Origin of the sequence: Brevundimonas sp. (assembly GCF_019636155.1) — a bacterium.
Classification (GTDB): domain Bacteria; phylum Pseudomonadota; class Alphaproteobacteria; order Caulobacterales; family Caulobacteraceae; genus Brevundimonas.
The window spans coordinates 200,466-225,919 of sequence record NZ_JAHBYB010000003.1 but is presented as its reverse complement, the minus strand read 5'-3'; the positions used below and the strand labels follow the sequence as shown (position 1 = coordinate 225,919).

Annotated in this window: 25 protein-coding genes; 8 read left to right on the top strand and 17 right to left on the bottom strand. The window is 70.8% G+C overall.

What is annotated here, in order from left to right; genetic code table 11:
• The first annotated feature begins 46 nt into the window (after nt 1–46).
• Nucleotides 47–1,549: an aldehyde dehydrogenase family protein gene (locus KF910_RS05025; protein WP_292259263.1), complete on the top strand. Its 1,503-nt coding sequence runs from the start codon at nt 47–49 to the stop codon at nt 1,547–1,549.
• On the opposite strand, the gene KF910_RS05020 is transcribed toward KF910_RS05025, so the two are convergent.
• Entirely contained in the window at nt 1,546–3,294 is a 1,749-nt protein-coding gene (locus tag KF910_RS05020; protein WP_292259261.1) for a vWA domain-containing protein, read from the bottom strand. The genes KF910_RS05025 and KF910_RS05020 overlap by 4 nt on opposite strands.
• A 139-nt stretch (nt 3,295–3,433) precedes the next feature.
• Here KF910_RS05020 and KF910_RS05015 point away from each other — a divergent pair, with 139 nt between their 5' ends.
• Nucleotides 3,434–5,272 (top strand): monovalent cation:proton antiporter-2 (CPA2) family protein, encoded by a 1,839-nt coding sequence (locus KF910_RS05015; protein ID WP_292259260.1) that lies wholly within the window; start codon nt 3,434–3,436, stop codon nt 5,270–5,272.
• A gap of 91 nt (nt 5,273–5,363) precedes the next feature.
• Here KF910_RS05015 and pyrF read toward each other — a convergent pair whose 3' ends face one another.
• Complete coding sequence (gene pyrF / locus KF910_RS05010) at nt 5,364–6,098, bottom strand: orotidine-5'-phosphate decarboxylase (protein ID WP_292259259.1); 735 nt, start codon at nt 6,096–6,098, stop codon at nt 5,364–5,366.
• A 69-nt stretch (nt 6,099–6,167) separates the two neighbouring features.
• On the opposite strand from pyrF, the gene KF910_RS05005 reads away from it, so the two are divergent.
• Nucleotides 6,168–6,866 (top strand): MarC family protein, encoded by a 699-nt coding sequence (locus KF910_RS05005; protein WP_292259257.1) that lies wholly within the window; start codon nt 6,168–6,170, stop codon nt 6,864–6,866.
• A gap of 18 nt (nt 6,867–6,884) precedes the next feature.
• On the opposite strand, the gene KF910_RS05000 is transcribed toward KF910_RS05005, so the two are convergent.
• The 11 genes from KF910_RS05000 to KF910_RS04950 form a co-directional block, all read right to left on the bottom strand.
• Entirely contained in the window at nt 6,885–7,160 is a 276-nt protein-coding gene (locus KF910_RS05000; protein WP_292259255.1) for a hypothetical protein, read from the bottom strand.
• A 19-nt stretch (nt 7,161–7,179) separates the two neighbouring features.
• Nucleotides 7,180–8,073, bottom strand: coding sequence for an acetyl-CoA carboxylase carboxyltransferase subunit beta (locus tag KF910_RS04995; RefSeq protein WP_292259253.1), 894 nt, complete (start codon nt 8,071–8,073; stop codon nt 7,180–7,182).
• Between the two features lie 9 nt (nt 8,074–8,082).
• A complete protein-coding gene (gene trpA, locus KF910_RS04990; RefSeq protein WP_292259251.1) occupies nt 8,083–8,913 on the bottom strand; it encodes a tryptophan synthase subunit alpha in 831 nt (276 codons plus the stop codon).
• Nucleotides 8,910–9,305, bottom strand: coding sequence for a hypothetical protein (locus tag KF910_RS04985; RefSeq protein ID WP_292259249.1), 396 nt, complete (start codon nt 9,303–9,305; stop codon nt 8,910–8,912). Before KF910_RS04985 ends, trpA begins: the two co-directional genes overlap by 4 nt.
• A complete protein-coding gene (gene trpB / locus KF910_RS04980; protein WP_292259247.1) occupies nt 9,305–10,522 on the bottom strand; it encodes a tryptophan synthase subunit beta in 1,218 nt (405 codons plus the stop codon). The genes KF910_RS04985 and trpB overlap by 1 nt, the downstream gene beginning before the upstream one ends.
• Before the next feature lie 32 nt (nt 10,523–10,554).
• Entirely contained in the window at nt 10,555–11,196 is a 642-nt protein-coding gene (locus tag KF910_RS04975) for a phosphoribosylanthranilate isomerase (protein ID WP_292259246.1), read from the bottom strand.
• The gene (locus KF910_RS04970; protein ID WP_292259244.1) at nt 11,193–11,603 is read right to left on the bottom strand and encodes a type II toxin-antitoxin system VapC family toxin; all 411 of its coding nucleotides are present in this window, start codon (nt 11,601–11,603) and stop codon (nt 11,193–11,195) included. The genes KF910_RS04975 and KF910_RS04970 overlap by 4 nt, the downstream gene beginning before the upstream one ends.
• A complete protein-coding gene (locus KF910_RS04965) occupies nt 11,600–11,851 on the bottom strand; it encodes a type II toxin-antitoxin system Phd/YefM family antitoxin (RefSeq protein ID WP_292259242.1) in 252 nt (83 codons plus the stop codon). Before KF910_RS04965 ends, KF910_RS04970 begins: the two co-directional genes overlap by 4 nt.
• Nucleotides 11,852–11,888: 37 nt before the next feature.
• A complete protein-coding gene (locus tag KF910_RS04960) occupies nt 11,889–13,106 on the bottom strand; it encodes an NAD(P)/FAD-dependent oxidoreductase (protein WP_292259240.1) in 1,218 nt (405 codons plus the stop codon).
• Nucleotides 13,107–13,157: 51 nt separating this feature from the next.
• The gene (locus tag KF910_RS04955; RefSeq protein WP_292259239.1) at nt 13,158–13,883 is read right to left on the bottom strand and encodes a pseudouridine synthase; all 726 of its coding nucleotides are present in this window, start codon (nt 13,881–13,883) and stop codon (nt 13,158–13,160) included.
• A 175-nt stretch (nt 13,884–14,058) separates the two neighbouring features.
• Entirely contained in the window at nt 14,059–14,964 is a 906-nt protein-coding gene (locus tag KF910_RS04950) for a class I SAM-dependent methyltransferase (protein WP_292259238.1), read from the bottom strand.
• A 194-nt stretch (nt 14,965–15,158) separates the two neighbouring features.
• Here KF910_RS04950 and trhA point away from each other — a divergent pair, with 194 nt between their 5' ends.
• From trhA to KF910_RS04935, 3 genes are all read left to right on the top strand, one after another.
• Complete coding sequence (gene trhA / locus KF910_RS04945; protein ID WP_292259236.1) at nt 15,159–15,869, top strand: PAQR family membrane homeostasis protein TrhA; 711 nt, start codon at nt 15,159–15,161, stop codon at nt 15,867–15,869.
• 67 nt (nt 15,870–15,936) lie between these two features.
• Nucleotides 15,937–16,539 carry a polyhydroxyalkanoate synthesis repressor PhaR gene (phaR, locus tag KF910_RS04940; protein ID WP_292259234.1) on the top strand — a complete coding sequence of 201 codons (603 nt, stop codon included), beginning with the start codon at nt 15,937–15,939 and terminating at the stop codon, nt 16,537–16,539.
• Between the two features lie 7 nt (nt 16,540–16,546).
• The gene (locus KF910_RS04935; protein ID WP_292259233.1) at nt 16,547–16,861 is read left to right on the top strand and encodes a hypothetical protein; all 315 of its coding nucleotides are present in this window, start codon (nt 16,547–16,549) and stop codon (nt 16,859–16,861) included.
• Between the two features lie 196 nt (nt 16,862–17,057).
• Here KF910_RS04935 and KF910_RS04930 read toward each other — a convergent pair whose 3' ends face one another.
• Both KF910_RS04930 and KF910_RS04925 read right to left on the bottom strand, forming a co-directional pair.
• Nucleotides 17,058–17,483, bottom strand: coding sequence for a hypothetical protein (locus tag KF910_RS04930; protein WP_292259232.1), 426 nt, complete (start codon nt 17,481–17,483; stop codon nt 17,058–17,060).
• Nucleotides 17,484–17,592: 109 nt separating this feature from the next.
• The gene (locus KF910_RS04925) at nt 17,593–18,324 is read right to left on the bottom strand and encodes a glycosyltransferase family 2 protein (protein ID WP_292259231.1); all 732 of its coding nucleotides are present in this window, start codon (nt 18,322–18,324) and stop codon (nt 17,593–17,595) included.
• Nucleotides 18,325–18,380: 56 nt separating this feature from the next.
• Here KF910_RS04925 and KF910_RS04920 point away from each other — a divergent pair, with 56 nt between their 5' ends.
• A complete protein-coding gene (locus tag KF910_RS04920; protein WP_292259230.1) occupies nt 18,381–20,042 on the top strand; it encodes an ArnT family glycosyltransferase in 1,662 nt (553 codons plus the stop codon).
• The gene (locus KF910_RS04915) at nt 20,039–20,956 is read left to right on the top strand and encodes a hydroxymethylglutaryl-CoA lyase (RefSeq protein ID WP_292259228.1); all 918 of its coding nucleotides are present in this window, start codon (nt 20,039–20,041) and stop codon (nt 20,954–20,956) included. The genes KF910_RS04920 and KF910_RS04915 overlap by 4 nt, the downstream gene beginning before the upstream one ends.
• Nucleotides 20,957–20,985: 29 nt before the next feature.
• Here the strand turns inward: KF910_RS04915 and KF910_RS04910 are convergent, their stop codons facing one another.
• Both KF910_RS04910 and putA read right to left on the bottom strand, forming a co-directional pair.
• On the bottom strand, nt 20,986–22,206 hold the full coding sequence (locus KF910_RS04910; RefSeq protein ID WP_292259227.1) for a tetratricopeptide repeat protein: 1,221 nt from the start codon (nt 22,204–22,206) through the stop codon (nt 20,986–20,988).
• Nucleotides 22,207–22,228: 22 nt separating this feature from the next.
• Nucleotides 22,229–25,360, bottom strand: coding sequence for a bifunctional proline dehydrogenase/L-glutamate gamma-semialdehyde dehydrogenase PutA (gene putA / locus KF910_RS04905; protein ID WP_292259225.1), 3,132 nt, complete (start codon nt 25,358–25,360; stop codon nt 22,229–22,231).
• Between the last annotated feature and the right edge of the window lie 94 nt (nt 25,361–25,454).

Below are 25,454 nucleotides of genomic sequence, written 5' to 3'. Positions count from 1 at the left end.
CCGCGCGGGCGGGCCGGTTACAGCGGGGAAGATCGGGGAGACGGCCATGACCGCGGCGGCGCAAGAGGCGAAGACAATACTGGATCGACTGGGCGTTCCCCCCACCGCCTGGGGACCGGGCCTGACGACCCGCTCGCCCATCGACGGCGCGGCCGGGGCCGAGGCGGCATTGACGCCCGATCCGGACGCCGTGATCGCCCGGTCCGTCGCCGCCTTCGACGCCTGGCGCCGCATCCCCGCGCCACGCCGGGGCGAACTGATGCGCCTGCTGGGCGAGGAGCTGCGCGTCGCCAAGGATGACCTGGCCCGGCTGGTGACTCTGGAGGCGGGCAAGATCGTCTCCGAAGGCCTGGGCGAGGTGCAGGAGATGATCGACATCTGCGACTTCGCCGTCGGCCTGTCGCGACAACTGTACGGCCTGACCCTGGCCAGCGAACGGCCGGGCCATCACATGCGCGAGACCTGGCAGCCGCTGGGTCCGGTGGGGGTGATCACCGCCTTCAACTTCCCCGTCGCGGTCTGGGCCTGGAATGCCTGCCTGGCCCTGGTGTGCGGCGATCCGGTGATCTGGAAGCCGTCGGAAAAGACGCCGATGACCGCCCTGGGCGTCCAGGCGGTGTTCGACCGCGCCGTCGCCCGGTTCGGGGCCGAGGCGCCGGAGGGGCTGAACCAGCTGCTGATCGGCGGTCGTGAGATGGGTCAGGGCCTGGCCGCCGATCCGCGCGTCCCGCTTGTCTCGGCCACCGGCTCGACCCGCATGGGCAAGGCCGTGGCGGCGACGGTGGCGGGGCGGCTGGGCCGGTCGCTGCTGGAGCTGGGCGGCAACAACGCCATGATCGTGACGCCCAGCGCCGATCTGGACATGGCGGTGCGGGCCGTCGCCTTTTCCGCCGTCGGCACGGCGGGACAGCGGTGCACCACCCTGCGCCGCCTGCTGGTGCATGAGAGCGTCGCGGACGGCCTGGTCGAACGGCTGGCCGCCGCCTACGCCAGCCTGCCCATCGGCGATCCGCGCGAGGCCGGAACCCTGGTCGGTCCCCTGATCGACGAGGACGCCGGGGCCGCCTTCGACCGCGCCCTGGCCCAGGCGGTCGAACAGGGGGGCGAAGGGATCGCGGGCGGAACGCGGGTCCAGGCGACGGGCGGCGTCTATGTGCGCCCGGCCATCGTCCGCATGCCGAGCCAGACCGAGGTCGTCATGCACGAGACCTTCGCGCCCATCCTATATGTCCTGACCTGGCGCGATTTCGACGGTGCCGTGGCGATGCAGAACGCGGTCCCGCAAGGGCTGTCGTCCTGCGTCTTCACCGACAGCGTCCGCGAGGCCGAGGCCTTCCTGTCGGCCTGGGGCTCGGACTGCGGCATCGCCAACGTCAACATCGGCCCCTCGGGCGCCGAGATCGGCGGGGCCTTCGGGGGCGAAAAGGACACCGGCGGCGGCCGCGAATCCGGCTCGGACGCCTGGAAGGCCTATATGCGCCGCCAGACCCAGACGGTGAATTTCTCCACCGCCCTGCCGCTGGCCCAGGGGGTCAGGTTCGACGTTTAAGGCGTTCGCCGCTCCGGCAGGGCCGAGGCCGCCCGCACCAGTTGCACGAACTCGGCCCGGTCGCCGAACGGATCGTCGCCGCGCGCGCCCTGGGCCTGGTCCAGAATGCGGTCCCAGCCATAGTCGGCCGCCATCCACGGATCGCCGCGCAGCTTCTGGCCGAAGGCGGCGACCGCCAGGGCCCATCGCGTCGCCTCCCCCGGACGGGTGGCGGCGGCGCGGATCGGCTGCTGGATCAGGTCCGACGTCGGCTGGCCCGGCAATTTGTAGCGGATCTGGACGAAGCCCAGTTCGTTGCCCCGCGCGGCGGGCGCCGCCTGGGGACGGGCCGATTCATAGCGCCGGTCGGGAACCTGGGTCGGGCCGCCGACGGGGGTGATTTCATACAGGGCCGTGACGCTGGCGCCGGATCCGACCTCGCCCGCGTCGATACGGTCGTTGGCGAAATCCTCTTCGTTCAGCAGCCGGGTCTCGTATCCGATCAGCCGCCATTCGGCGACGCGCGCGGGGTTGAACTCGACCTGCACCTTGACGTCGTCGGCGATGGGGAAGGCGCCCCGGTCGAAGGCGGGGCCGAACAGGCGGCGCGCCTCGTTCAGACTATCGACATAGGCGGCCACGCCATTGCCCGCCTGGGCGATGGCCTGCATCCGCGCGTCCTGATAGTTGCCGCGCCCGAAGCCATAGACCGACAGATAGATTCCGGTCCCCCGCTTGTCGGCGACATAGTCTTCCAGCCGCTTGTCGTCGGTGACCCCGACGTTGAAGTCGCCGTCAGTGAACATCAGGATGCGGTTGACCCGGTCGCGGGCGAAATGGACCTGGGCCTGGTCATAGGCGTTGGTCATGCCGGTAGCGCCCGCCGTGCCGCCCGAGGCGTAGAGGCTGGCCACCGCGCAGCGCAGCCGCAGCTTGTCCGTGCCCGGCGTGGGGGCCAGGGTCGTGCCCGCCCCTTCGGCGTAATAGGTCACCGCCACCGTGTCCTGCGGTCGCAGCCGGTCGATGATCAGGTTCATGGCCTGTTTGGCCAGGTCCAGCTTGTCCGCCGACCCCATGGAGCCGGACACGTCGACCAGGAAGGTCAGGTTCAGCGGCCGCCGCTGGCCTTCCGGCAGCTCATAGCCCTGAAGTCCGATATGCACGATCTGGCGGCCGTCGGCCCAGGGCGAGGGCGTGACGACGCTGGTCACCGCGAAGGGCTGGGACGCGCTTTCGGGCCGGGCGTAGCCATAGTCGAAATAGTTGATCAGCTCCTCGACCCGGACAGCGTCGCGCGGCGGGGCGCGGCCGGCATCCAGGAAGCGGCGGACGTTGGAATAGCTGGCGGTGTCCACGTCGATCGAGAAGGTCGAGACCGGCTGGTCCGCGACCCGCCTGACCGGATTGGGCGTGGCGTCGGGATAGCGTTCGGTGTCGGCGGCGACCGGCGGGCCCGGCGGTCGCGGCAGGATCGGGCCGGCGACGCGTGACCGGGCGAAGGCTTCGCTGGCTGCGCCGGGCGGCGGTGGAGGCGGCGGCGGGGCCGGGGGCATCGGCGCCGCCATTCCCACGGCCGGAGCCGTCATGGCCAGTTTGTCGGAGCGAGAGGTCCGGGCCAGGTCGAAGCCGTATTCGCGGCAGGCGGCGGCGGTCGGCTCGCCGTCCACGACCCGCGCCTGGACCGGAGCGGCAGCCGGAGGGGCTCCGACGGGCGCCCCGACGCCCAGGGCTGCAACCACCGCCAGGGCGGACTTCAATGTGTGCATGAGACGTCTCCGTTCCATGCCCCCCGAGCGCCAGTGATCCGTGATCTTTCGGCCAAACTGTGGCGCTGGCCCTCGCCGCCCCCTCGCCAAGGGCGCGATGCGTCCCCACTATGATGGGAAAGCGACAGGGGCGACGGCGATGGCGGAACCGGCGGGCATGGGTCTGGGGCATATCGCCGTCCTGTTGGGCGCCGGGGTCGTGGCCGTGCCGGTGTTCCGCAAGCTGCAGCTGGGATCGGTGCTGGGATACCTGGCCGCCGGCCTGGCCATCGGCCCGTTCGGCCTGGCCGTGTTCCGCGAGCCGGAGACCATCCTGCACGTGGCCGAGTTCGGCGTGGTCATCTTCCTGTTCATCATCGGGCTGGAGATGCGGCCCAGCCGCCTGTGGGGTCTGAGGCGCGAGATCTTCGGCCTGGGCGCGGCCCAGGTTCTGGGCGCCGGCCTGCTGCTGACCCTGACCGGCATGGCGGCGGGGCTGTCGATCCCGGTGGCCTTCATCGTGGCCATGGGCTTTGTCCTGTCGTCCACGGCCGTCATCATGCAGATGCTGGACGAACGCGGCGAACTGGGCGCGCCCTCAGGCCAGAGGGCGGTGTCCATCCTGCTGCTGGAAGACCTGGCCATCGTGCCTCTGCTGGCCATCGTGGCGGTTCTGGGGGCGGCTGTCGCGGGCGCGGCCGAGACGTCGGGGCCGCCGCTGTGGCGGACCATCGGCCTGGCGGTCGGGGCCCTGGTGGTCGTCTTCGTGGCCGGACGCTGGCTGACCAATCCCATCTTCCGCTTCCTGGCCCGATACGGCGGGCGCGAGGTGATGACGGCGGCGGCCCTGCTGGTGGTGGTCGGCTCGGCCTGGCTGATGAACGAGGGCGGCCTGTCCATGGCCATGGGGGCCTTCCTGGCCGGGGTGCTGCTGTCGGAATCGACCTTCCGCCATCAGCTGGAGGCGGATGTCGAGCCGTTCCGCGCCATCCTTCTGGGCCTGTTCTTCCTGTCGGTCGGCATGTCTCTCGATCTGGCGGTGGTGGCGGCCGACTGGCGACTGGTGATCGGCGGGGTGATCGCCTTCATGGCCGTCAAGGCGGTGGCCATCTATGGCGTCGCCCGCCTGTTCAGGGCGTCCGAGCGCGAGGCGGTGGAGCGCGCCGTCCTGTTCGCCCAGGGCGGCGAGTTCGCCTTCGTCCTCTACGCCGCGGCCCTCAGCGCCGGGGTATTCGATCCGCGTATCTCGGCGGCGGCCACGGCGGTGGTCATCCTGTCCATGGCCCTGACGCCCCTGACCAGCCTGGCCACGGCGCGGCTTCTGCCCAGGGAAACGGGCGAGGCGGGCGAGGCCGAGGGGGTGGAGGCGGCCGCTGACCTGAAGGGCCAGGTGCTGATCATCGGCTTCGGCCGCTTCGCCCAGGTGGTGTCCCAGCCCCTACTGGCGCGCGGGGTCGATGTGTCGATCATCGAGAACGACGTGGAGATGATCCAGGCCGCCAGCGAGTTCGGCTTCAAGGTCTATTACGGCGACGGGGCGCGGCTGGACGTGCTGCACGCCTCGGGCGCCGGCCATGCCGAGGCGGTCCTGGTCTGTATCGACAAGCCTGAGGTCGCCGACCACATCGTCGCCCTGCTGAAGGGGGAGTTCCCCCTGACCAAGGTCTTCGTGCGCGCCTTCGACCGGGGGCATTCGATCCGCCTGATCCAGGCGGGCGCCGACTATCAGATCCGCGAGACCTTCGAATCCGCCCTGCGCTTCGGCGAGGCCGTGCTGGTCGAGATGGGTCTGAACGAGGCCGAGGCCGCCGACACCATCGCCGAGGTGCGCCGCCGCGACGACGCCCGGCTGGACCTGCAGCTGACCGGCGGCCTGTCGGCCGGGCGGGCCCTGATGCGCGGCAATATGCCGACGCCGCGCCCCGAGCCCTATGTCACCCCGCGCCGCGAGGGGCGGCTGCTGAACGAAGACGAGGCCGTAGCGGTCGAGGAGGCCTGATGCGGGATCGGCCGCCTCGGGGAAATAAGGCCTAGCAGTTCAGAAATCGAAGGCCAGCCGCAACGGGATCGATGGCGGAGGCGGAGACGCTCTAAGGGGTCTGGCGGACGGGAACTCCCGCCATCTCGGCGACGATGGCCTGGGCGGCGGCGCGGGGATCGGCTTCGGCCGTCACGGGCCGGGCCACGACCAGATGGCTGGCGCCGGCTGAAAGGGCCTGGGCGGGGGTCGCCACCCGCTGCTGGTCGCCCATGGCCGCACCGGCCGGGCGGACGCCGGGGGTGACGATCAGGAAGTCGGGCCGGCCCGCCGCGTCGGCCGCCGCCCGCGCCGCCGCCGCCTCCAGCGGACTGGACACCACCCCGTCGACGCCGCTGTCCAGCGCCTGGCGGACCCGCCGCGCCACCAGTTCGGCCGCCGTGGCGCCATAGCCGATGGCCCTCAGGTCCTCGTCCGACAGGCTGGTCAGGACCGTCACGGCCAGGATACGGGTCGGCGATCCGCCCGCCCCGCGCACCGCCGCCTGCATCACCTGGGGCTCGGCATGGACGGTCAGCAGGTCGCAACCGCCCTCGGCCACCGCCCGCGCCGCGCCTTCGACCTGGGCCCCGATGTCGTGCAGCTTCCAGTCCTGGAACACCTGTTTGCCCGCCTCGCGCAGCTCATGGGCGAAGGCGACGCCGCCGGGCCGCGCCAGCAGGGCCAGCCCGACCTTGTAGGTCGTCGCCGCATCCCCCAGCCGATCCACCATGGCGCGCGCGGCCTCGACGGAGGGCAGGTCCAGGCCCACGATCAGGCGCGAGTCGTTCATCGGCGGCGAGGTCATCGACGTCTCCCGTCCGCTCCGCTAATCAGCGGTAACGGCGCAATTCGGTTTTCAAGGCGAGGTCAGGTCATGAACGCGGTCGATCTGGGCGTCAACCTGTTCGTGGCCCTGTTCGCCCTGGTCGACCCGATCGGCAACATCCCGATCTTCGCCGCCGCCACGGCCGGCGCCTCCCTGCGCCAGAGGCTGTCGGTCGCCGCCCTGATCTGCATCTTCGTGGCGGTCTTCCTGGCCTTCTTCTTCTTCACCGGCCTCAGCCTGCTGCAATTCTTCGGCATCTCCCTGGCCGCCTTCCGCATCGCGGGGGGCATATTGCTGCTGCTGCTGGGCCTGGACATGACGCGGGAGGATTTCCTGAAATCCTTCACCGACTCCGACGCGGCCCACGATGCGCGGGATGTGCGAGGCTATGCCCGACGCCGGTTCCAGCGGCTGGTGGTGCCCTTCGCCATCCCCCTGATGATCGGGCCCGGCGCCATCTCGACCATCATCATCCAGGCCGGGGAGGCCGAAAAGATCGGGCCGGCGGGCCAGGCGGCGGGGGTGATCGCCATCGCCGGCGCCGCGGCCGCCAGCTTCCTGTGCTTCGCCCTGACCGGGCCGCTCAGCCGCATCCTGGGCGAGGTCGGCATGTCGATCATCGTGCGGGTTCTGGGCCTGATCCTGTGCGCCCTGGCCATCCAGTTCATCCTGATGGGCCTGTCCGAGGCCCTGCCGGGGATGATCAGCTCGGGCGTCACCACCCCCTACCCGACCGGCGGTCACTGAGGGCGGTGGAGGCCGCCTTCAGTCCGGCTCGTCTGCGGGATCGCGGCCGGGATCCAGGCTGTTATCGACGCGGTCGTCCCAGCCTTCGCGGCTGGACTTGAAGGCCAGGCTCATCAGCAGCCAGGCCAGGCCGCAGGTTCCGAACAGGCCCAGGCCCAGGGCGATCCAGCCGTGGATCGACATCTCGCCGCCACCCAGGACGTCGGTCCAGACCCAGTTCAGCCCCACTGTCGCCGCCGCGGCGGTCAGCATCGACAGGCCCAGGGCCAGAAGGAAGCGGACGGGTTTCGACATCGGCCGCCCGCCTCTCGCCTCAGGCCGCCCGACGGCGGCCGTCCATCAGCATGGACAGGATGCGGCCCAGGACGCCGGGCAGTTCGGCGCGGGTGGTCACCCGGTCGACCATGCCCTTTTCCTGAAGATATTCGGCGCGTTGGAACCCGGGCGGCAGTTTCTCGCGGATGGTCGCCTCGATCACCCGCGGCCCGGCGAAACCGATCAGGGCGCCCGGCTCGGCCAGATGCACATCGCCCAGCATGGCGTAGCTGGCGGTGACCCCGCCGGTGGTCGGGTCTGTCAGGACCACGACATAGGGCAATCTGGCGGCCTTCAGTTCCTGAATGGCCAGGGTGGTGCGCGCCATCTGCATCAGCGACAGGGCGCCTTCCTGCATCCGCGCCCCGCCGGCGGCGGTGAAACAGACCAGAGGCAGGTCGCGGGCCACCGCCTCGCGCGCGGCGGCGATGAAAGCCTCGCCCGCCGCCATGCCCAGAGAGCCGCCCATGAAGGCGAAGTCCTGGACGATCGCCACCGTCTCGGTCCCATCGATGGCGCCGACGCCGATGGACATGACGTCGCGGGCGTTCTGGGCCTTGCGGGCGGCGGCCAGGCGGTCCTTGTAGGGCTTTCCGTCCGAGAATTTCAGCGGATCCTCGGCCACCTCGGGCGTGTCGATGACCTCATACTCGCCGTCGTCGAAGGTGAAGCGCAGCCGGTCGCGCGCGCCGATCCGCATGTGGCGGCCCGAGGGCGTGACCCACAGCGACGCCTCCAGGTCCGACCGGTACAGCATCTCGCCGGTGTCGGGGTCCTTGACCCACAGATTGTCGGGCGTGTCGCGGCGGCTGACGATCTTGCGGACGCCGGGGGCGAAGCGGCTGAGCCAGCCTCCGCGCGGGCGTTCCTGCGGCTTGTTCTTCTCGACCATGGCGGGCCTTTAGACCTTTTCGGCCGCGCGCGCACCCCGCACGGCGTCGGCGAGCGACCTGACGCGGTCCAGAACGCGCGAGACCGGATCGGCGTTCTGATCCAGGGCGGCGGCGACCTCGTCCACCAGCACCGATCCGGCCACCACGGCGTCGGCGACCCGGGCGATCTGGGCCGCGCGCTGCGGCGTCTTCACCCCGAAGCCGACCGCCACCGGCAGGCTGGAGGCGGCGCGCACCCGCTCGACGGCCGGGGCCACGGCGCCGGCGTCGGCTTCCTTGGTCCCGGTCACCCCGGCGACCGAGACATAATAGACAAAGCCCGAGGTGCGGGCGGCCACCACCTTCAGCCGCTCGTCATCGGTCGTCGGCGCCGCCAGCCGGATCAGCGACACCTCCGCCGCGTCCAGGGCTTCGGTCAGAGGATCGGCCTCTTCGGGCGGGCAGTCGACCACGATCACCCCATCCACCCCCGCCGCCGCCGCATCGCGGGCGAAGGCGTCATGGCCATAGGTCTCGATCGGGTTCAGATAGCCCATCAGGATCAGGGGCGTCTCGGCGTCCCCCGCGCGGAAATCGCGCACCAGGTCCAGCGTCCCCTTCAGCGTCAGCCCGGCCTTCAGCCCGCGCAGGGCCGCCCGCTGGATCGGCGGCCCCTCGGCCATCGGGTCGCTGAAGGGAAAACCCAGTTCGATGATGTCGGCCCCCGCGGCGGCCAGGCCGCGCAGGATGGCCAGGGCCTGATCCCGCGTCGGATCGCCGGCCATGACATAGGGAATGAAGCCGGCCCGACCCTGGGCCTTCAGAGCGTTGAAGCGGGCGTCGATGCGGGCGGTGGTCATGCCGCCGCCCCGGCGCTGGGCGGGGCGGCGCAGGCGTCGCCCGGAGTCCTGGCGAAGACCAGCAGGACCGTGTCGCCGCGTTCGACCGCCAGCATCTGCAGCCCGTCGCAGCCGCCGCCGTCACGGCGTCGCACGAAGGCGCGGCGGCGGTCCGACCCGTCCACCTCGATCCAGCTCAGCGTATAGAGCCGGTCGGAATAGGCCTGGATCAGGGCGTCGGTCTGGCCGGCCGGCGCGGTCAGGCAGGTCGCGCCCGTGAAGGCCGTCTCGCCGCCGCAGTCCGGCGCGGCGACCGCCGGGGCGATGACCGGGGCGTCGAACGGGCGGAACAGGGGCGCAGCCTGGCCGGCGACCGGCGCCGACAGGATGGCGATCAGGGCGGCGATCAGCATCACAGCTCCACTCCCAGATGTCTGGCCACCGCGAAGATGTCCTTGTCGCCCCGCCCGCACATGTTCAGCACCACATCGCCGCCCCTGCCGACCTCGCGCGCGATTTCGCCGACACGCGCCAGGGCGTGCGACGGCTCCAGCGCCGGGATGATCCCCTCCAGCCTGGAACACAGCTGGAAGGCCTCCAGCGCCTCAACGTCGGTGGCGGCGCGATATTCGGCCCGGCCGATGTCCTTGAGCCAGGCGTGCTCCGGTCCGATGCCCGGATAGTCCAGTCCCGCCGAAATCGAATGGCCTTCCAGGATCTGGCCGTCGTCGTCCTGAAGCAGATAGGTGCGGTTGCCGTGCAGCACGCCGGGGCGGCCGCCCTGCAGGCTGGCGGCGTGGTCCGGTCCGTCCAGCCCACGGCCCGCCGCCTCGACCCCGATCAGCCGCACTCCGGCGTCGCCGATGAACGGGTGGAACAGGCCGATGGCGTTCGATCCGCCTCCGATGGCCGCCACACAGGCGTCGGGCAGTTTCTCGCGTCGCGCCAGCATCGAGGCCCGCGCCTCGCGCCCGATCACCGCCTGGAAGTCGCGCACCATGGCCGGATAGGGATGCGGACCCGCCGCCGTCCCGATCAGATAATAGGTGTCGGCCACGTTCGAGACCCAGTCGCGCATGGCCTCGTTCATGGCGTCCTTCAGGGTCGCCCGGCCGCTGGTGACAGGAATGACCTCGGCCCCCAGCAGCTTCATGCGGAAGACGTTGGGCTGCTGCCGCTCCACGTCCGTCGCGCCCATATAGACGACGCAGGGCAGGCCGAACCGGGCGCAGACGGTGGCGGTGGCGACGCCGTGCTGACCGGCCCCGGTCTCGGCGATGATGCGGGTCTTGCCCATCCGCACGGCCAGCAGGATCTGGCCCATGCAGTTGTTCACCTTGTGCGCGCCGGTGTGGTTCAGCTCGTCGCGCTTGAACCAGATGTCGGCCCCACCGTGGTGCTCGGTCAGGCGTTCGGCCAGATACAGCGGGCTGGGCCGCCCGACATAGTCGGTCAGGAAGCCATCCAGCTCGGCCTGGAAGCTCGGGTCCGCCTTGGCCGCCGCATAGGCCGCGTCCAGCTCGTGGATCAGCGGCATCAGGGTCTCGGCCACGAACCGCCCGCCATAGGGACCGAAACGGCCCTGGTCGTCGGGCCAGGCATAGGGGGTGTTGGGAAGGGCGGCGGTCACGGGCACAGCTTTCACGCGGTCAGGCGTCGGAATTACGGCCGCCGCACCGCGTCCAGAAAGGCCGCGATCCGGCCGGCGTCCTTAACACCCGGCGCGCTTTCCACGCCAGAGGAGACGTCCACCATCGGCGCGCCGGTGATCCGCACCGCCTCGGCCGCATTCTCGGGCGCCAGGCCGCCGGCCAGGAACCACGGCCGCGCGAACCGCCGCCCGGCCATCAGAGACCAGTCGAAGACCGCCCCCACCCCGCCGGGCAGGGCCGACCCGGCCGGCGGCCGGGCGTCGAAAAGCAGATGGTCCGCCCCCGCCTCCCAGTCGCCGACGGTGGCGAAATCGTCCGGACCCGACACGGCCAGGGCCTTGATGATCCCCGCCCCCGTCAGGCGCCGCACGGCTTCGGCCCGGTCCGGCGTCTCATGCCCATGCAACTGGATCAGATCGGGCCGCACAGACGCGCCGATCCGGGTCAGCAGGGCGTCGTCCGCATCGACCGTCACCACCACCACCTTCGCCCGCCCTCGCGCCCGATCCGCCAGCGCCGCCATGGCCTCCAGCGAAACGTGCCGCGGGCTCTTCGGGAAGGACACCAGTCCGAGATAGGCGGCCCCGTTGTCCAGGGCGGCGTCCAGGGCTTCGGGTGTGCTCAGCCCGCAGATCTTCACCTGGACGGTCATGGCGTCAGGACGACCAGGCCGGCGTCGCGCGCGGCGGCCGCCATGTCCCGGTCCAGCGTCGCCAGCGGCAGGCCTTCTCTCAGCGCGATCGCCAGGTGCAGCGCGTCCGGCGCTCTCAGACGCACATCGCCCCGGACAAGGTCGCGGGCCAGAACCACGTCTTCGTTGAGGACATCGATGACTTCGCGCCCGCCCAGCCAGGCGTCCAGGCGTATCTCCAGGCCGCGCCGCGCCTTGTCGGCAAGGCGTCCCATCCGAACCTGAACCGCCAGGGCCGAACTGATCTCGGTCAGGGCCCAGCGGCTCCAGATCACGTCGGTCGAAGCCAGCCAAGCCGTCACGCGCGAGGAGTGATCGTCGAGATGGATGGCCGACACCAGTATGCTGGTGTCCAGATAGGTCTTCATCCGCCGTGGCCGCGAACCTGGCGCACCAGATCGACCGCATCCGTCGGCTCGGTCGGGGTGACCCGGATGCTGTGCAGCCATTCGACATCTATGGGGCCGCTGGTCTTGGCGGGAACGGCTTCGGACGCCTTCTGAAGCCGGACGATCGGCTTGCCGCGACGGGTGATGGTGACGTCCTCGCCCGCCAGCACGCGATCCAGCAGCCTGGACAGCTGATCCTTGGCCTCGGCGACGGAGTATTCGCTCATGCCGGAAAGATAGCCCTCCAGATGGCCATCTGCAATCCTATCTATACAGGTCCGCATCGGGGTCGGGTCGCCCGCGCACGGCGGCCGAGACGATCTGACTGGCGATGACCGAATAGGTGATGCCGTTGCCGCCGAAACCCATGACGGCATGCACCCGGTCCTGCATCCCCTCGACCGGCCCGATCTGGGGCAGGCCGGTCGAACTCTCGCCGAAGGCGCCGGCCCAGGCGTAGTCGATCTCGAACTCGACCGTCGGCAGCAAGGCCTTCAGCTTCTTCTCCAGCGTCCGGCATTTGGCCTTCAGCCGTTCGGGGCTGGCGTGCAGGGTCGGCGAATCCTCGTCCTCGCCCCCGACGATCAGCCGGCCGTCGCGGGCCATGCGCAGATACAGATACGGATCCGACGCCTCCCAGACCAGGGTTTCGCGCAGCCAGCCGGGCGTCCGCTGGCGCGGCCGGGACGCCATGGCCCAGGTCGAGACCACCTTGGCGCCCGGCGTCGGCACGCCCCTGGGAAACTCATAGCCGCAGCAGAAGACGACATGCCTGGCCCGCACCGCATGGCCGGCGTCGGTCGTCAGGGTGACGCCCTCGGGGTCCGGCAGGGCCTCCAGCACCTCGACCGGGGAATGGATCAGGGCGCCGTCGGACGCCGCGCGCCGCAGCAGACCGGCCGCCAACCGCGCCGGATCGCCGACGGCCGAGCCCGGCGACAATATGGCCCCGGTCCTCTCCAGCCCGAACCGGTCGCGCAGGGCGTTCCCACCGATGTATTCGCAATCCAGCCCGGCGGCCTGTCGCGCCTCCGTCTCGGCCGCCAGCGCCCGATGCCCATAGGCGTCGCCCGCCAGATACAGGGAGGCGCGATCCTTCAGCCCGCAGACGATCCGGTCGCGTTCCACGATGGTCTTCAGGGCCTGCACCGCCGCGAATGACCGACGATAGGCCCGCGCCGCATCCCGGCCGCCGATCCGTTTGGCCAGTTCGGTCAGCGGCAGGTCGATCTCCCATTGCAGCAGGGCGGTCGAGGCGATGGTCGATCCCATCAGAGGCGGTCGGCGGTCCAGAACCACCACCGAATGATCCCGGCTCAGCTCCCGCGCCATGAAGGCGCCGCTGATCCCCGCCCCGACCACGGCGACATCCACCGCCACAGGCGCCGTAAGGGGCTTGATCGGCACGCCCAGGCCCGGCCCGTCGGCCCATAGCGAACGGCCCGTCCGCAGATCGCGTTTGCGCGTGGCGCCCTTGTCCATGACGGCCTCTCCCAAGCGCAGCCATAAGCCCCCTGACGCCCGGCGGTTCCGTCAGGCGAAGATGGCCTCGCGCTCCTGGGCCGTCGCCAGCCGCCACTGGCCCGGCGCCAGGTCGGGCGGCAGGACCAGGCCGCCGATGCTTTCGCGATGCAGGGCCTCGACATGGTTGCCGGCGGCGGCGAACATCCGGCGCACCTGATGATAGCGGCCCTCGCCCACGGTCAGCCTGGCCTCGGTCGGCGAAACGACCTCCAGAACGGCGGGCGCCAGGGGTTTGTCCTCGCCCTCCAATATCATCTGGCCCGAGGCGAACAGGGGCCCCTCGGTCCCGACCAGCGGCCGGGCCAGCGACGCCCGATAGGTCTTCGCCACATGCCGTTTGGGGCTGATGACCCGGTGCAGCAGATCGCCGTCGTCGGTCAGCAGCAGCAGGCCCGATGTCTGTTTGTCCAGTCGCCCGATGGTCGAAATGGCCGGATCGCGCCGCCGCCAGCGGTCGGGCAGGACGTCATAGACCAGGGCCCCGTCCTCCTTGTGCGAACAGGTCATGCCCAGGGGCTTGTTCAGGATCAGCAGCATCCCCTGGGGCGGATCGACCGGCCGCCCGTCGATGGTCATCCGCGTGGGCAGGTCGGGCGTCACGGCGATGCGGGCGGCCGCGTCGGTGATCTCGACCCCGTCCAGTTCGACCCCCCCGGCCTTGGCCAGCCGCGCGATCTCCTGGCGCGAGCCGTAACCGAGGGAGGACAGCAGTTTGTCCAGACGCACGGTTTTCATCTTTCGTCATTCCGGGCGAAGCGCAGCGGAGACCCGGAACCCAGCGGCGCGCGCGAGCGCGAAACTGTCACGAGGGCGGCTGTTGAAACATCGCCTCCGCTGTCGCTCCGGCGCCGCTGGGTTCCGGGTCTGCGAGCCGCTTCGCGCCTCTCCGCCCGGAATGACGAAAGAAGGGTCACTTCACCGCCTCCAGCACCTTGTAGCCGCCCGCATCGGCCACCGGCCGCACCCGTTTGAAGGCTGCCGTCAGCTCCTTCTCATACGGGAGGTGGCGGTTGGCGACGATCCACAGAACGCCGCCGGGCTTCAACATCCCGGCCGCCTTGCGGATGAAGGCCTGGCCCAGGCGGCGATCTTCGGCCCCGCCGTCGTGGAAGGGCGGATTGGCGATCACGAAGTCCAGGTCCGCGTCTTCGGCCAGCAGCCGGGCGTCGGCCCAGTCGAAGGCGGCGCGTCCATCCTCGATATTGCGCCGGGCCGCCTCGATCGCCCGCCGGTCCAGGTCGACCAGCCGCAGGGCCGTGACCTGGGGCGAGGTCAGAACCGCGCGCGCCAGGGCGCCCCAGCCGCAGCCCAGGTCGGCGCCCGCGCCCGACAGGTCCGGCAGATGGTCCAGCAGAAGGGCGCTGCCCGGATCGACCCGGTCCCAGGCGAAGACGCCCGGCTGGCTCCAGGCGTCGATGGCGTCCAGCCGACGCGGCCCGCCCTCTGTGATCGCCTGATCCAGCCCCTCAATCGTCTCCGGCCGAACGGCGATGGCGCGGCGATGGTGAGCCTTGGCCGTCTCCTCGAAGGTCAGGCCGAACCCCTGCAGCTCCTTCCTCAGCCGCGATCCGCCCTTGTCCTTGGGGGCCATGACGTCCAGCCGCCCGCCGGGCCTCAGCGCCCGCAGGACCAGGGCCAGGACATGGCGCCGCTCGACCACCCCGGGCGGGGCGTAGATCATGGCGCTGTCGATCGAACCGGGCGCCAGGGCCTCCAGCGCCGCCGAGCCGGGAACCAGGGGCGAGGTCTGGATCGCCCCGGCCGGCGGGTCGAACACCGCCGGCGGCCGCCCGTACAGGATCGCGCTCCGGGTCATGAGGACTCCTGCTGAAGGCCCGTGAAATTCTGACGCCGCTCTAGCGTTCGCGACCCTCGGCGGCAAACCGGCCTGTTGCCGAAAGGCCTCAGGCCGACGCCAACCTTCGCCTTTGGCGGCGCCGTTCAGCCGATCGTCACCCCTTCGCCCCAGGATGGCGGGAACGATCGCGCGCCTTCCGGTTTGGAGAAACCATGCTGAAAGCGTTGAAGTCCCTGTCCGCCCGCGTCTGTGTCGCCGACGCCCTGGACATGATCGAACACTACGCCACCCGCGCCGAGCGGCTGGCGGATCTCTGGGTGCATCTGATCGGCCTGATCCTGGCCGGGGTCGGGGGGATCATCCTGGCGACCCTGGCGGCCGTTTATGCCGGCATGGGCGAGGCCATGGCCACGGCGGTCTATGCGGTCTGTCTGATCGCCATGCTGTCGGCCTCGACCGTCTACAACCTGACCCGGCCCTGCGCCGCCCGCCCGGTGCTGCGGCGGCTGGACGAGGCCGCCATCTTCCTGATGATCGCCGGCAGCTACACCCCCTTCACGACCCAGAGGTTCGAGGGCTGGTGGTCGGTGGGCTTCACCGTCCTGGTCTGGGCCATCGCCCTGGCCGGGGTGGGGGCCAAGCTGGTGGCGCCGCGCATTTCCGACGGCTTCTGGAGCGCCGTCTACGCCCTGTTCGGCTGGCTGGCGGTCATCGCCCTGAAGCCGATGCTGGACACCGTCCATCCCCTGGCCCTGGCCCTGCTGGTGGCCGGCGGGCTGATCTATACGGCCGGGGTCTTCGTCTTCATCAGCCCCAGGGTCAGGTTCCGGCGCGCCATCTGGCACGGATTCGTGGTGGCCGGCGCCGGGGTCCACTGGGCGGCGGTCCTGGTCGGGGTGGTGCTGGCGCCCGCGGCGGCCTGAATGACGGCTGGCGTATTGTCCGCCGCTGCGGGATAAGGGCGAAGGGACAACTGAACGGGCGTTTGGCGTGGCCGAGAAGAAATCCGCGGACGGAAAGACCGCAGACGGCGTGGTCGTCATCAAGAAATACGCCAACCGGCGGCTCTACAACACCGCGACCAGCGCCTATGTGACCCTGGACGACCTGGCCCGGATGGTCCGCGACGGGGTCGAGTTCCAGGTCTTCGACGCCAAGTCGAACGAGGATCTGACGCGCCAGATCCTGACCCAGATCATCTTCGAGGAGGAAAGCCGGGGCGAGGCCCTGCTGCCGGTCCAGTTCCTGCGCCAGCTGATCGGCTTCTACGGCAATCCGATGCAGAACGTCCTGCCCAGCTATCTGGAGATGTCGCTGGAGAGCTTCACCCGCCAGCAGGAACAGTTTCGCAGCCAGATGAGCCGCGCCCTGGGCGCCGCGCCCGGCGCCGGGCTGATGGACGAGGCGATCAAGCACAACATGGCCATGTTCCAGCAGGCCATGCGGATGTGGCCGGGCATGGCCGGCGCCGCCCCGACCCCCGCCGCCGAACCGGCGCGAGAAACGGGCGCCAGGGCCGATCCCCTGGACGAGATGCGCCGTCAGATGGACGAGATGCGCGCCCAGATCGATCGTCTGGCCCGGAAGGACTGATCCGCCCATGGCCGACCAGGGCGATCAGCGCCGCCAGGACCGTCGCCAGGGCCAGCGTCGCGCCCCGGCCGCCGGCCGCGCCCTGGTTCCCCTGGACCCGCCCGAAGAGGCTGCCGGCCGCCCGGCAAGCCCTGCCGCCCCGCCGACGCCCGCCGATCCCGCCTTCGCCGCCCAGCTGCTGGGACAGTCCGGCCAGAAACGCGGGCTGAAGGGCGGGGCGCCGGTGCTGGACCAGGCCCGCGCCGTCTATCTGGGCCGGGAATATTCGGGCGACCGCGAACGGCGCCCCCGCGCGGGGCGAAAGACCGTCACCGACATCTGACCGGGCCGCCGGGGCGTCCGGCACGGGGCTTGCTGGGACGGCGGGACATCGTCGCCTTCCGGAACGCCCATGGCCCAGTTTCTCTCGTTCGCCGCCCGCCTGTTCGACGTCGCCGTCGTCGCCCTGATCTTCACCGCCTTCTCCTGACCCGCTCAGTCAGCGAGCCTGTTCGAGACGAGCGTTAGCGGGAAACCTCTCAGGCTCCGCCGAAATCCAGGTCCTTGCGGGCCGAGATGATGGTGACGATGAAGCCGGCCAGGACGTCCAGCATGACCATGGTCACGATCAGGAAGAAGGTCGAGGTGGCGAAGCCGCGGATCAGCAGGAACTCCACCAGGCAGACCACGAACAGGATCATCGACAGGGCGTGATTGACGATCGCCACCTTGCGGCTGGACGTCGACTTCAGCAGTTCGAAGAACAGCAGGATCAGCGACAGGAACAGGATCAGGTCGCCCGATCCCACGTTCCAGCTGGCGCCCGAGGCCATGGGGATCGAGAACATCGGCTCGCGCAGGGTGGCGTCGGCCGCGGCCATGCCCGCCCCGGTCAGGCCGTTGGTCAGGACCACGATATTGTAGAGCACCACCGGGATCATCAGCAGCGGCAGGGCGATCAGCATGGGACGTTCCTTGGCGACAGCCGCGAGCCACGGCCGAGCTTGTTAACGGTGAATACCCCCGTTCGCTCCATATCGCTACGCCCGCGCCGCGCGGGCGGTCCGCGCAGCCTCAGAACTCGCTGATCCCGCCCGGCCGCCGGGCCCGGGATTTCAGCCACATGACCCCCATCAGGTCCGACAGGGAGGCGGTCAGCCGGCCCCAGTTGGTGTATTTCGACCGGCCCGTCTCGCGGTGGCGGTGATCGACGTCGAGATAGCGGTTCTCATAGCCCTCGCGGATCATCAGGGCCGGCAGATAGCGGTGGAGGTGATCGAAATAGGGCAGGCGCAGGAAGACGTCGCGCCGGAAGGCCTTCAGCCCGCAGCCGGTGTCGTCGGCGTCATCCTTCAAAAGGCGTTTGCGGATGCCGTTGGCCCAGCGCGAGGCCCAGCGTTTGGCGGCCGTGTCCTGGCGCTTGGCGCGGCGGCCGCCCACCAGGGCCACGTTCGGCGGGGCCGCCATCAGGGCGTCGGCCAGCTTCGGCGCCTCGGCCGGCGGGTTCTGGCCATCGCCGTCCAGGGTCACCACAATGGCCCCGCGCGCCGCCAGCACCCCGGTGCGCACCGCCCGGCTCTGGCCCGCATTGGTCGCGTGGCTGAGCACCCGCAGCGCCGGCAGCTCGGCCATCAGGGCCCGCAGCTCGGCCAGGGTCGTATCCCTGGAGGCGTCATCGACGAAGATCATCTCATAGGGCCGGCCCGCGAAGGCGGCGGCGATCTCGCGCGCCAGGGGACCGGCGGCCCCGGCCTCGTCGTGCACGGGAACGACCACGGAGATGTCGGGCGTGTCGGAAGCATCCATGTCCGCACCTCTAGCAGCGGCTGACGCCGGCGAAAACGCCGTGTTAGGAAGGTCGCATGACCCGACCCAATCTCGACCGGCATATCCAGGGCTGGCGCGGCCCCCTGTTCGCCGCCCTGGTGGCGATGATCGCCGGCCTGCCGGGCCTGCTGCTGCTGCCGCCGCTGGATCGCGACGAAAGCCGCTTCGCCCAGGCCACGGCCCAGATGCTGGAGACCGGCGACTATGTCGATATCCGCTTCCAGGACCAGCCGCGCTGGAAGAAGCCGGTCGGCATCTACTGGCTTCAGGCCGCGGCCGTGGCGGCCACCTCCCAGGTCGAGGACCGGGCCATCGCCCCCTATCGCATCCCCTCCCTGCTGGCGGCCATGATCGCGGCCGCCGCCTGCGCCTGGGCCGGGGCGGCCCTGTTCGGGGCGCGGGCCGGCTTCCTGGCCGGAGCCATTCTGGGGGCCTGTTTCCTGCTGTCGACCGAGGCCGGGATCGCCAAGACCGACGCCGTCCTGTGCGCCGCCGTGACCGTGGCCATGGCGGCCCTGTCGCGCCTCTATATGGCCGCCCGCGCCGGCGAGGCGGGGCGAAGACCGCACAAGCTGATGTTCTGGGCCGCCCTGGGGGTCTCGGTCCTGATCAAGGGGCCGATCGGTGTGCTTGTGGTCGGCTTGACCCTGATCGCCCTGTCTTTGTGGGACCGCGACTGGAAATGGGTGCGCGGCCTCGGTTGGGGCTGGGGCCTGCCGCTGCTGGCGCTGATCGTCGGCCCCTGGGCCATCGCCGTGACCATCGCCACCGACGGCGGCTTCTGGCGCGAGGCGATCATGGGCGACCTGGCGCCAAAGGTCGCGGGCGGCCACGAAAGCCACGGCGCACCGCCGGGATACTACATCCTGGCCGCGCCCCTGCTGCTGTTTCCCGCCACCCTGATGCTGCCGGCCGCCCTGTCGACGGCCTGGAGCCGCCGGGCCGAGCCGGCCGTGCGGTTCCTGGTCTGCTGGCTGGTTCCGGCCTGGCTGATGTTCGAACTGACGCCGACCAAGCTGATCCACTACACCCTGCCGACCTTCGGGGCCCTGGCCCTGCTGGCCGCCGCGGCCCTGACCCGGCCCATCGGCACGGTCTCGCGGCGGCTGGGCGCCTTCCTGGGCCTGTTCACCGCGGGGCTCATCTGTCTGGTGGTCCTGTATGGCCTGACCGAGTTCGGCCGCTCGACGGCCCAGACCTGGGCGGCCGTGACCATGGTCGGGGCGGTGGGGGCGGCCCTGGTCGGGGGCTTCCTGCTGCTGAACCGGGCGGCGGTGACGGCGGTGCTGATCGCCCTGGGCTTCGGCGTCGTCTCCCACGCGGCCCTGGCCGGCACCATCCGCCAGCTGCGGCCGCTGGCGGTTTCCGTCCAGCTGGAGAAGACCCTGCGCGCGGCCCATCTGCATCCGGACCAGGGGCGCACCCCCGGCCCGGTGGCCATCACCCGTTTCCATGAACCCAGCTTCGTCTTCCTGACCGGCACCCGGACCCAGCTGACCGACGCCGCCGGCGCCGCCCGCGCCCTGGCCGAGGGCCGGCCCGCCGTGGTCGAGGCCCGCGACGCCGAGGCCTTCCGCCAGGCCGCCGCCGCGCAAGGAGTGGCCGGCCGCGCCGTCGGCGAGGTGCGGGGCCACAACTATTCGACCGGCGACGACGTCGCCCTGACCGTCTACGCCCCGCCGGGAGCCGACCGATGAGCCGCGCCATCCAGATTGTCGAGGTGGGCCCCCGCGACGGCCTGCAGAATGAAAAGACCGTCCTGGCCCCGGCCGTCCGCGCCGAGCTGGTGCGCCGGCTGGAGGCCGCCGGTTCGCGGCGCATCGAGGCGGTCAGCTTCGTCCATCCCAAATATGTGCCCCAGATGGCCGGCGCCGAAGAGGTGATGGCCGAACTGCCCCACCAGCCGGGCCGCAGCCGCATCGGCCTGGTCCTGAACGGCCGGGGCTATGACCGCGCCCTGAACACGGCGGTGGACGAGGTCAATGTGGCCATGAGCGCCACCGACGGCTTCGGCCTGAAGAACCAGGGCCAGACGGTGGACCAGCAGGTCCGGATGCTGTCCGACATCGTCGCCGGACGGGCCAACGCCGGGGCGGGGCCGGGGGCGACGCCCCGGCTGTCGGTCACCCTGTCCTGCGTCTGGGGCTGTCCGTTCGACGGCGAGGTCGGGGTGGACCAGGTCGCCGACCTGGTCGGCCGCGTCGCCGCCCTGGGGGTCGAGGAGATCGGCCTGGCCGACACCATCGGCGTCGGCGACCCCTGGAGCGTGACCCGCAAGATCGAGGCGGCGCGCAAGGCCGCCCCCGACGCCGTCCTGCGGCTACATTTCCACGACACCCGCAACACCGGCCTGGCCAACGCTCACGCCGGGATCGAGGCGGGGGTGACGGTGCTGGACGCCTCGGTCGGCGGAATCGGCGGCTGCCCCTTCGCCCCCGGCGCCACCGGCAACATCGCCACCGAGGACCTGGTCTATATGCTGGAGCGCGCCGGCTTCGAGACCGGCCACGACCTGGACGCCCTGATCGAGACGGCCCGCTGGATCGGCGCCCAGATCGGCCGCCCCGCCCCCAGCGCCCTCAGCCGCGCGGGCGGATGGCCGGCCGGTTGAGGCCAGGATGTTCGGCGCGGTCCTTCGGGTCAGGGCCGCGTCGTGGATCGCCACAGTCGAGCGATCTTTTTCCGGCCGGTGCGCAGCCTGCCGCCCAGGCGCGCCACAAGACCGCCCAGGCCGTTGCGGTTCAGGCGCGCCTCGATCACCGATGCCCGATAGGCTTGGTTCAGGGGGTCCAGAACCAGGGCGCGTTCCAGGGCCCGCAAGGCGCCAGGCGCATCGCCAGCATCACTCAACAAGGTCGCCAGCCAGCGTTGATGATGCGCTGCGCCCGGCTCGGCGGCGATGGCTTCCCGAACCAGGACGATAGCTTCCGAAATCCGCCCGGCGTCGACAAGGACATGGGCGTGGCTGGTCAGATGGTTGGGGGACCGCCCGCCGGCTTCGGTGGCCCGCTCGTGGACGGCCACGGCCTCCTCATGACGGTCGCTGCGGCTCAGCTGCACGGCCAGGCACGACAGGGCGACGGCGGATTCGGGAGCGATGCGAACCGCGCGTTCCGCGAGCCGAAGCGCCGCCCGACTCCGTCGCGGCGGCTGGCGCCGGGCCAAAAGGGCCAGGCAGGTCACGCTGGCGCGCCGGGCGCGGTCGGCGCGGCGACGGAAGGTTTCGATGTCCAGGCGTCCGCTGGCGAAATCCAGCACCAGCGGGCCCAGCAGACCCGACTCCTGCAGAAAGACGGCGGCGGGATGATCGATGTGCCTCAGGCCGACCCGGTCCGCGTCGATCTCTCGCGCAATCAGGTCGATATGGCGACGATCGGCGCCGGCGGCGTCATAGACGATCAGGGCGCGGGCCTTGCAGGCGATGCGCGCCTCGATCTCGGGGCGGAAATCCAGCCGCCGTCCGTCCGCCGCCCAGCGCGCCTCGAACGGAACCTTCGCCGGATCGACCGAGAACTGCGGCGAGAGGGCCAGGGCGCCATCGGCCCCCGCCGCGTCGGCCAGTCTCAACGCGGCGTAGGCCCCCATGCTTGAGCCGTAGGTGACCACGCGCCGGGCCCCGGCGACCTGGGCGCGCACGGCGGCCATGGCGGCCAGGATGTCCGGATACTGGTACCAGTCGTCGCCCCGCCCCAGCACATGGACGGCCGATACGCCCGAGGCGTGCAGGAAGTCCTCACCGAACCCCTTGCGGTCGAAACCCGGCCCGAGGCCGTAGTTGTCGAAGGTCACGACCCATTGCGTGGTGTCGTTGGACGGGACGACGCGCACGACAATCGTGTCGCTGCGATAGATCTCGGTCATCGGTCCCGTCCCCAGGGGGCGGTTACAGATTCAGCAGCGCCGGGTCCCCGCCCTGGGCCGAGATGTTGTTGCTGATGGCCTTTTCGGCCGCATAGCGGATCAGGCTGTAGGGGCCGCCCGCCTTGGGGCCGGTGCCGGACAGGCCCTCGCCGCCGAAGGGCTGGACCCCCACCACCGCGCCGATGATCGAGCGGTTGATATAAACGTTTCCGGCCGGGACCAGGCGCGCCACCTCTTCGGCGAAGGCCTCGATGCGGCTGTGCACCCCAAGCGTCAGGCCATAGCCGCGCGCCGCCAGCTTGCCCGCCGTCGCCTTCAGATCCTTGGGGTGGTAGCGGCAGATGTGCAGGATCGGGCCGAACACCTCGCGCTCCAGATAGTCGGGGGTCGGGACCTCGGCAAGAGTCGGGGCGAAGACATGACCGCGATCAGCCTGGGCCGGCAGTTCGGCGCGGGCGATGATTTTCGCGTCGCCTTCCAGCCGCTTCAGGTGGGCGTCCAGCATCGCTCGGGCGTCGGCGTCGATGACCGGGCCGATGTCGGTCGTGGGATCGGCCGGGTCGCCCACCACCTGGGCCGCCAGGGCGCCCTTCAGCCCCTCGATCAGGGCATCGGCCGCATCGTGCGGCACATAGAGCAGCCGCAGGGCCGAACAGCGCTGTCCCGCCGAGCCGAAGGCCGACAGGATCACGTCGTCGATCACCTGTTCCTTCAGGGCCGTGGTGTCCACGAACATGCCGTTCAGCCCGCCCGTCTCGGCGATGAAGGGAATGATGGCGCCGGGCCGCGCGGCCAGGGCGCGGTTGATGGCCGTGGCCGTGTCGGTGCCGCCTGTGAAGGCCACCCCGTCGATCAGGGGATGGGAGGTCAGGGCCGCGCCCACCGTCTCGCCGCGCCCCGGAACCAGGGCCAGCAGGCTGGGGTCCAGCCCGGCCTTGTGGAACAGGCGCACCGCCTCGGCCGCGATCAGGGGCGTCTGCTCGGCCGGCTTGGCCAGCACCCCGTTGCCGGCGGCCAGGGCGGCGGCGATCTGGCCGGTGAAGATGGCCAGGGGGAAGTTCCACGGGCTGATGCAGGCGAAGACGCCGCGGCCGTGCAGGACCAGCTGGTTGATCTCGCCCACCGGGCCTTCCAGCGTCTTGGCCCCGCCGAAGTCCCGCTCGGCCAGCATGGCGTAGTAGCGGCAGAAGTCGGCCGCCTCGCGCACCTCGGCCACGCCGTCGTTCAGGGTCTTGCCCGCCTCGCGCGACAGCAGGGCGACCAGCCGGTCCATCTCGGCTTCCAGGGCGTCGGCCATGGCGCGCAGCACCGGGGCGCGGCCCGCGCCGCCCTTGCGGTCCCAGGCGACCTGGGCGCGGTGGGCGGCCTCGGCCGCCGCATCGATGTCCGCGGCCGCCGCTTCCGACGCATGGCCCAGCAGATGGCCGTTCCAGGGGTTGCGGACCTCCTGCGGGTTGTCGCCCGCGCGCAGGATCCCCCCGATGATCGGACCCGAGGTCAGGGTCTCGGCGTCCACGGCCGCCAGGGCCAGGGCTTGCCGCTCGCGGTCGGCGGCCTGGGAATAGTCTCGGCCCAGAGAGTTCTGGCGGTCCATGTACATGTCCTTGGGGATCGGAATGCGGGCGTGGCGGTCGGGGTGGGCCTCGACCTCGGCGATGGGATCGGCGGCGACGGCCGCTGCGGGCACCCGTTCGTCCAGCAGGGCGTGTACAAAGGAGGAGTTGGCGCCGTTCTCCAGCAGCCTGCGCACCAGATAGGGCAGTAGTTCCTCATGTCCTCCGACGGGGGCATAGGCCCGCACCACGATCTGGTCGTCGCGCCAGACGTCCTCGGCGGCGGCGTAGAGGGCCTCGCCCATGCCGTGCAGGCGCTGGAACTCGATCTTCACGCCCGCGTCGGCGGCCATCTTGTGAACGGCGGCCAGGGAATGGGCGTTGTGGGTGGCGAACTGGGCGTACAGGTGCGGCGCCGCCGCGATCATGGCCCGGGCGCAGACCAGATAGTTCAGGTCCGTCGCCGCCTTGGTGGTGAAGACCGGATAGTCGGTGCGGCCCCCCACCTGGGCGCGCTTGATCTCGGTGTCCCAATAGGCGCCCTTGACCAGGCGCACCATCAGGCGACGGCCGCTGGTCCGGGCCAGGTCGGCGACGCGGGCGATCACCTCGGGCCCGCGCTTCTGATAGGCCTGGACCGCCAGACCCAGCCCCTTCCAGTCGCCCAGTTCCGGATCATGCGCCAGGGCGTCCAGCAGTTTCAGCGACAGGGCCAGCCGGTCGGCCTCTTCGGCGTCGATGGTGAAGTTGATGTCGTGCCGGGCCGCGATCAGGGCCAGGCGGCGGGTGCGGGGGTAAAGCTCGGCCCAGACCCGGTCTTCGTGCATCGCCTCATAGCGCGGCGACAGGGCCGACAGCTTGACCGAGACGCCGTGGCCGCTTTCCGGACCCTGGCCCCCGGCCGTCTGGCCCACCGCCTCGATGGCTTCGGCGTAGATGTGTTCATAGCGTTCGGCGTCGTGGGCGGTGCGGGCGCCTTCGCCCAGCATGTCGAAACTGCACAGCCAGCCTTCGCGGTCGGCGCGTTTCAGGGCCGCCTCGATGGTGCGGCCGACCACGAACTGCTCACCCATGATCTTGACCGCCGTGGCCACCGCCTGGCGGATGACCGGCTCGCCCAGCCGCCCGGCGATACGCTTCAGGAAGCCGGGCAGGTCAGTCTTCGCCTCCTCGTCCGCATCGACCAGCTTGCCCGTCAGCATCAGGCCCCAGGTCGAGGCGTTGACGAACAGGCTGTCCGACTGTCCCAGATGAGACGCCCAGTCGGCCGAGCCGATCTTTTCGGCGATCAGCCGGTCGCGGGTGTCCTCGTCGGGCGTGCGCAGCAGGGCCTCTGCCAGACACATCAGGGCCAGGCCCTCGCGGGTGCCGAGGCTGAACTCTTGCAGGAAGCCTTCGACCACCCCCTGTTTCTTGACGCTGGCGCGCGCGCGTTCGACCAGATCAACGGCCTGGCCCAGCACCGCCCGGCGGCCGTCGCCGTCCAGCGGAACCCGGCCCAGAAGCCCGCGCACCATCGCCGTCTCGTCGGCGAATTTTCCGTGATCCAGCGTGTCCCAATCCTGGGACAGGGCAAGGGGCGGGGCGGAAGCAGCGATCATGAGGCGGCTCTTAGACCCTTCCGTTGCGGAACGGGAGGGGGATCATCGTGCTCTCGCCTTCGCACGCGCAAACCGCTAGAGCATCATCCCGATC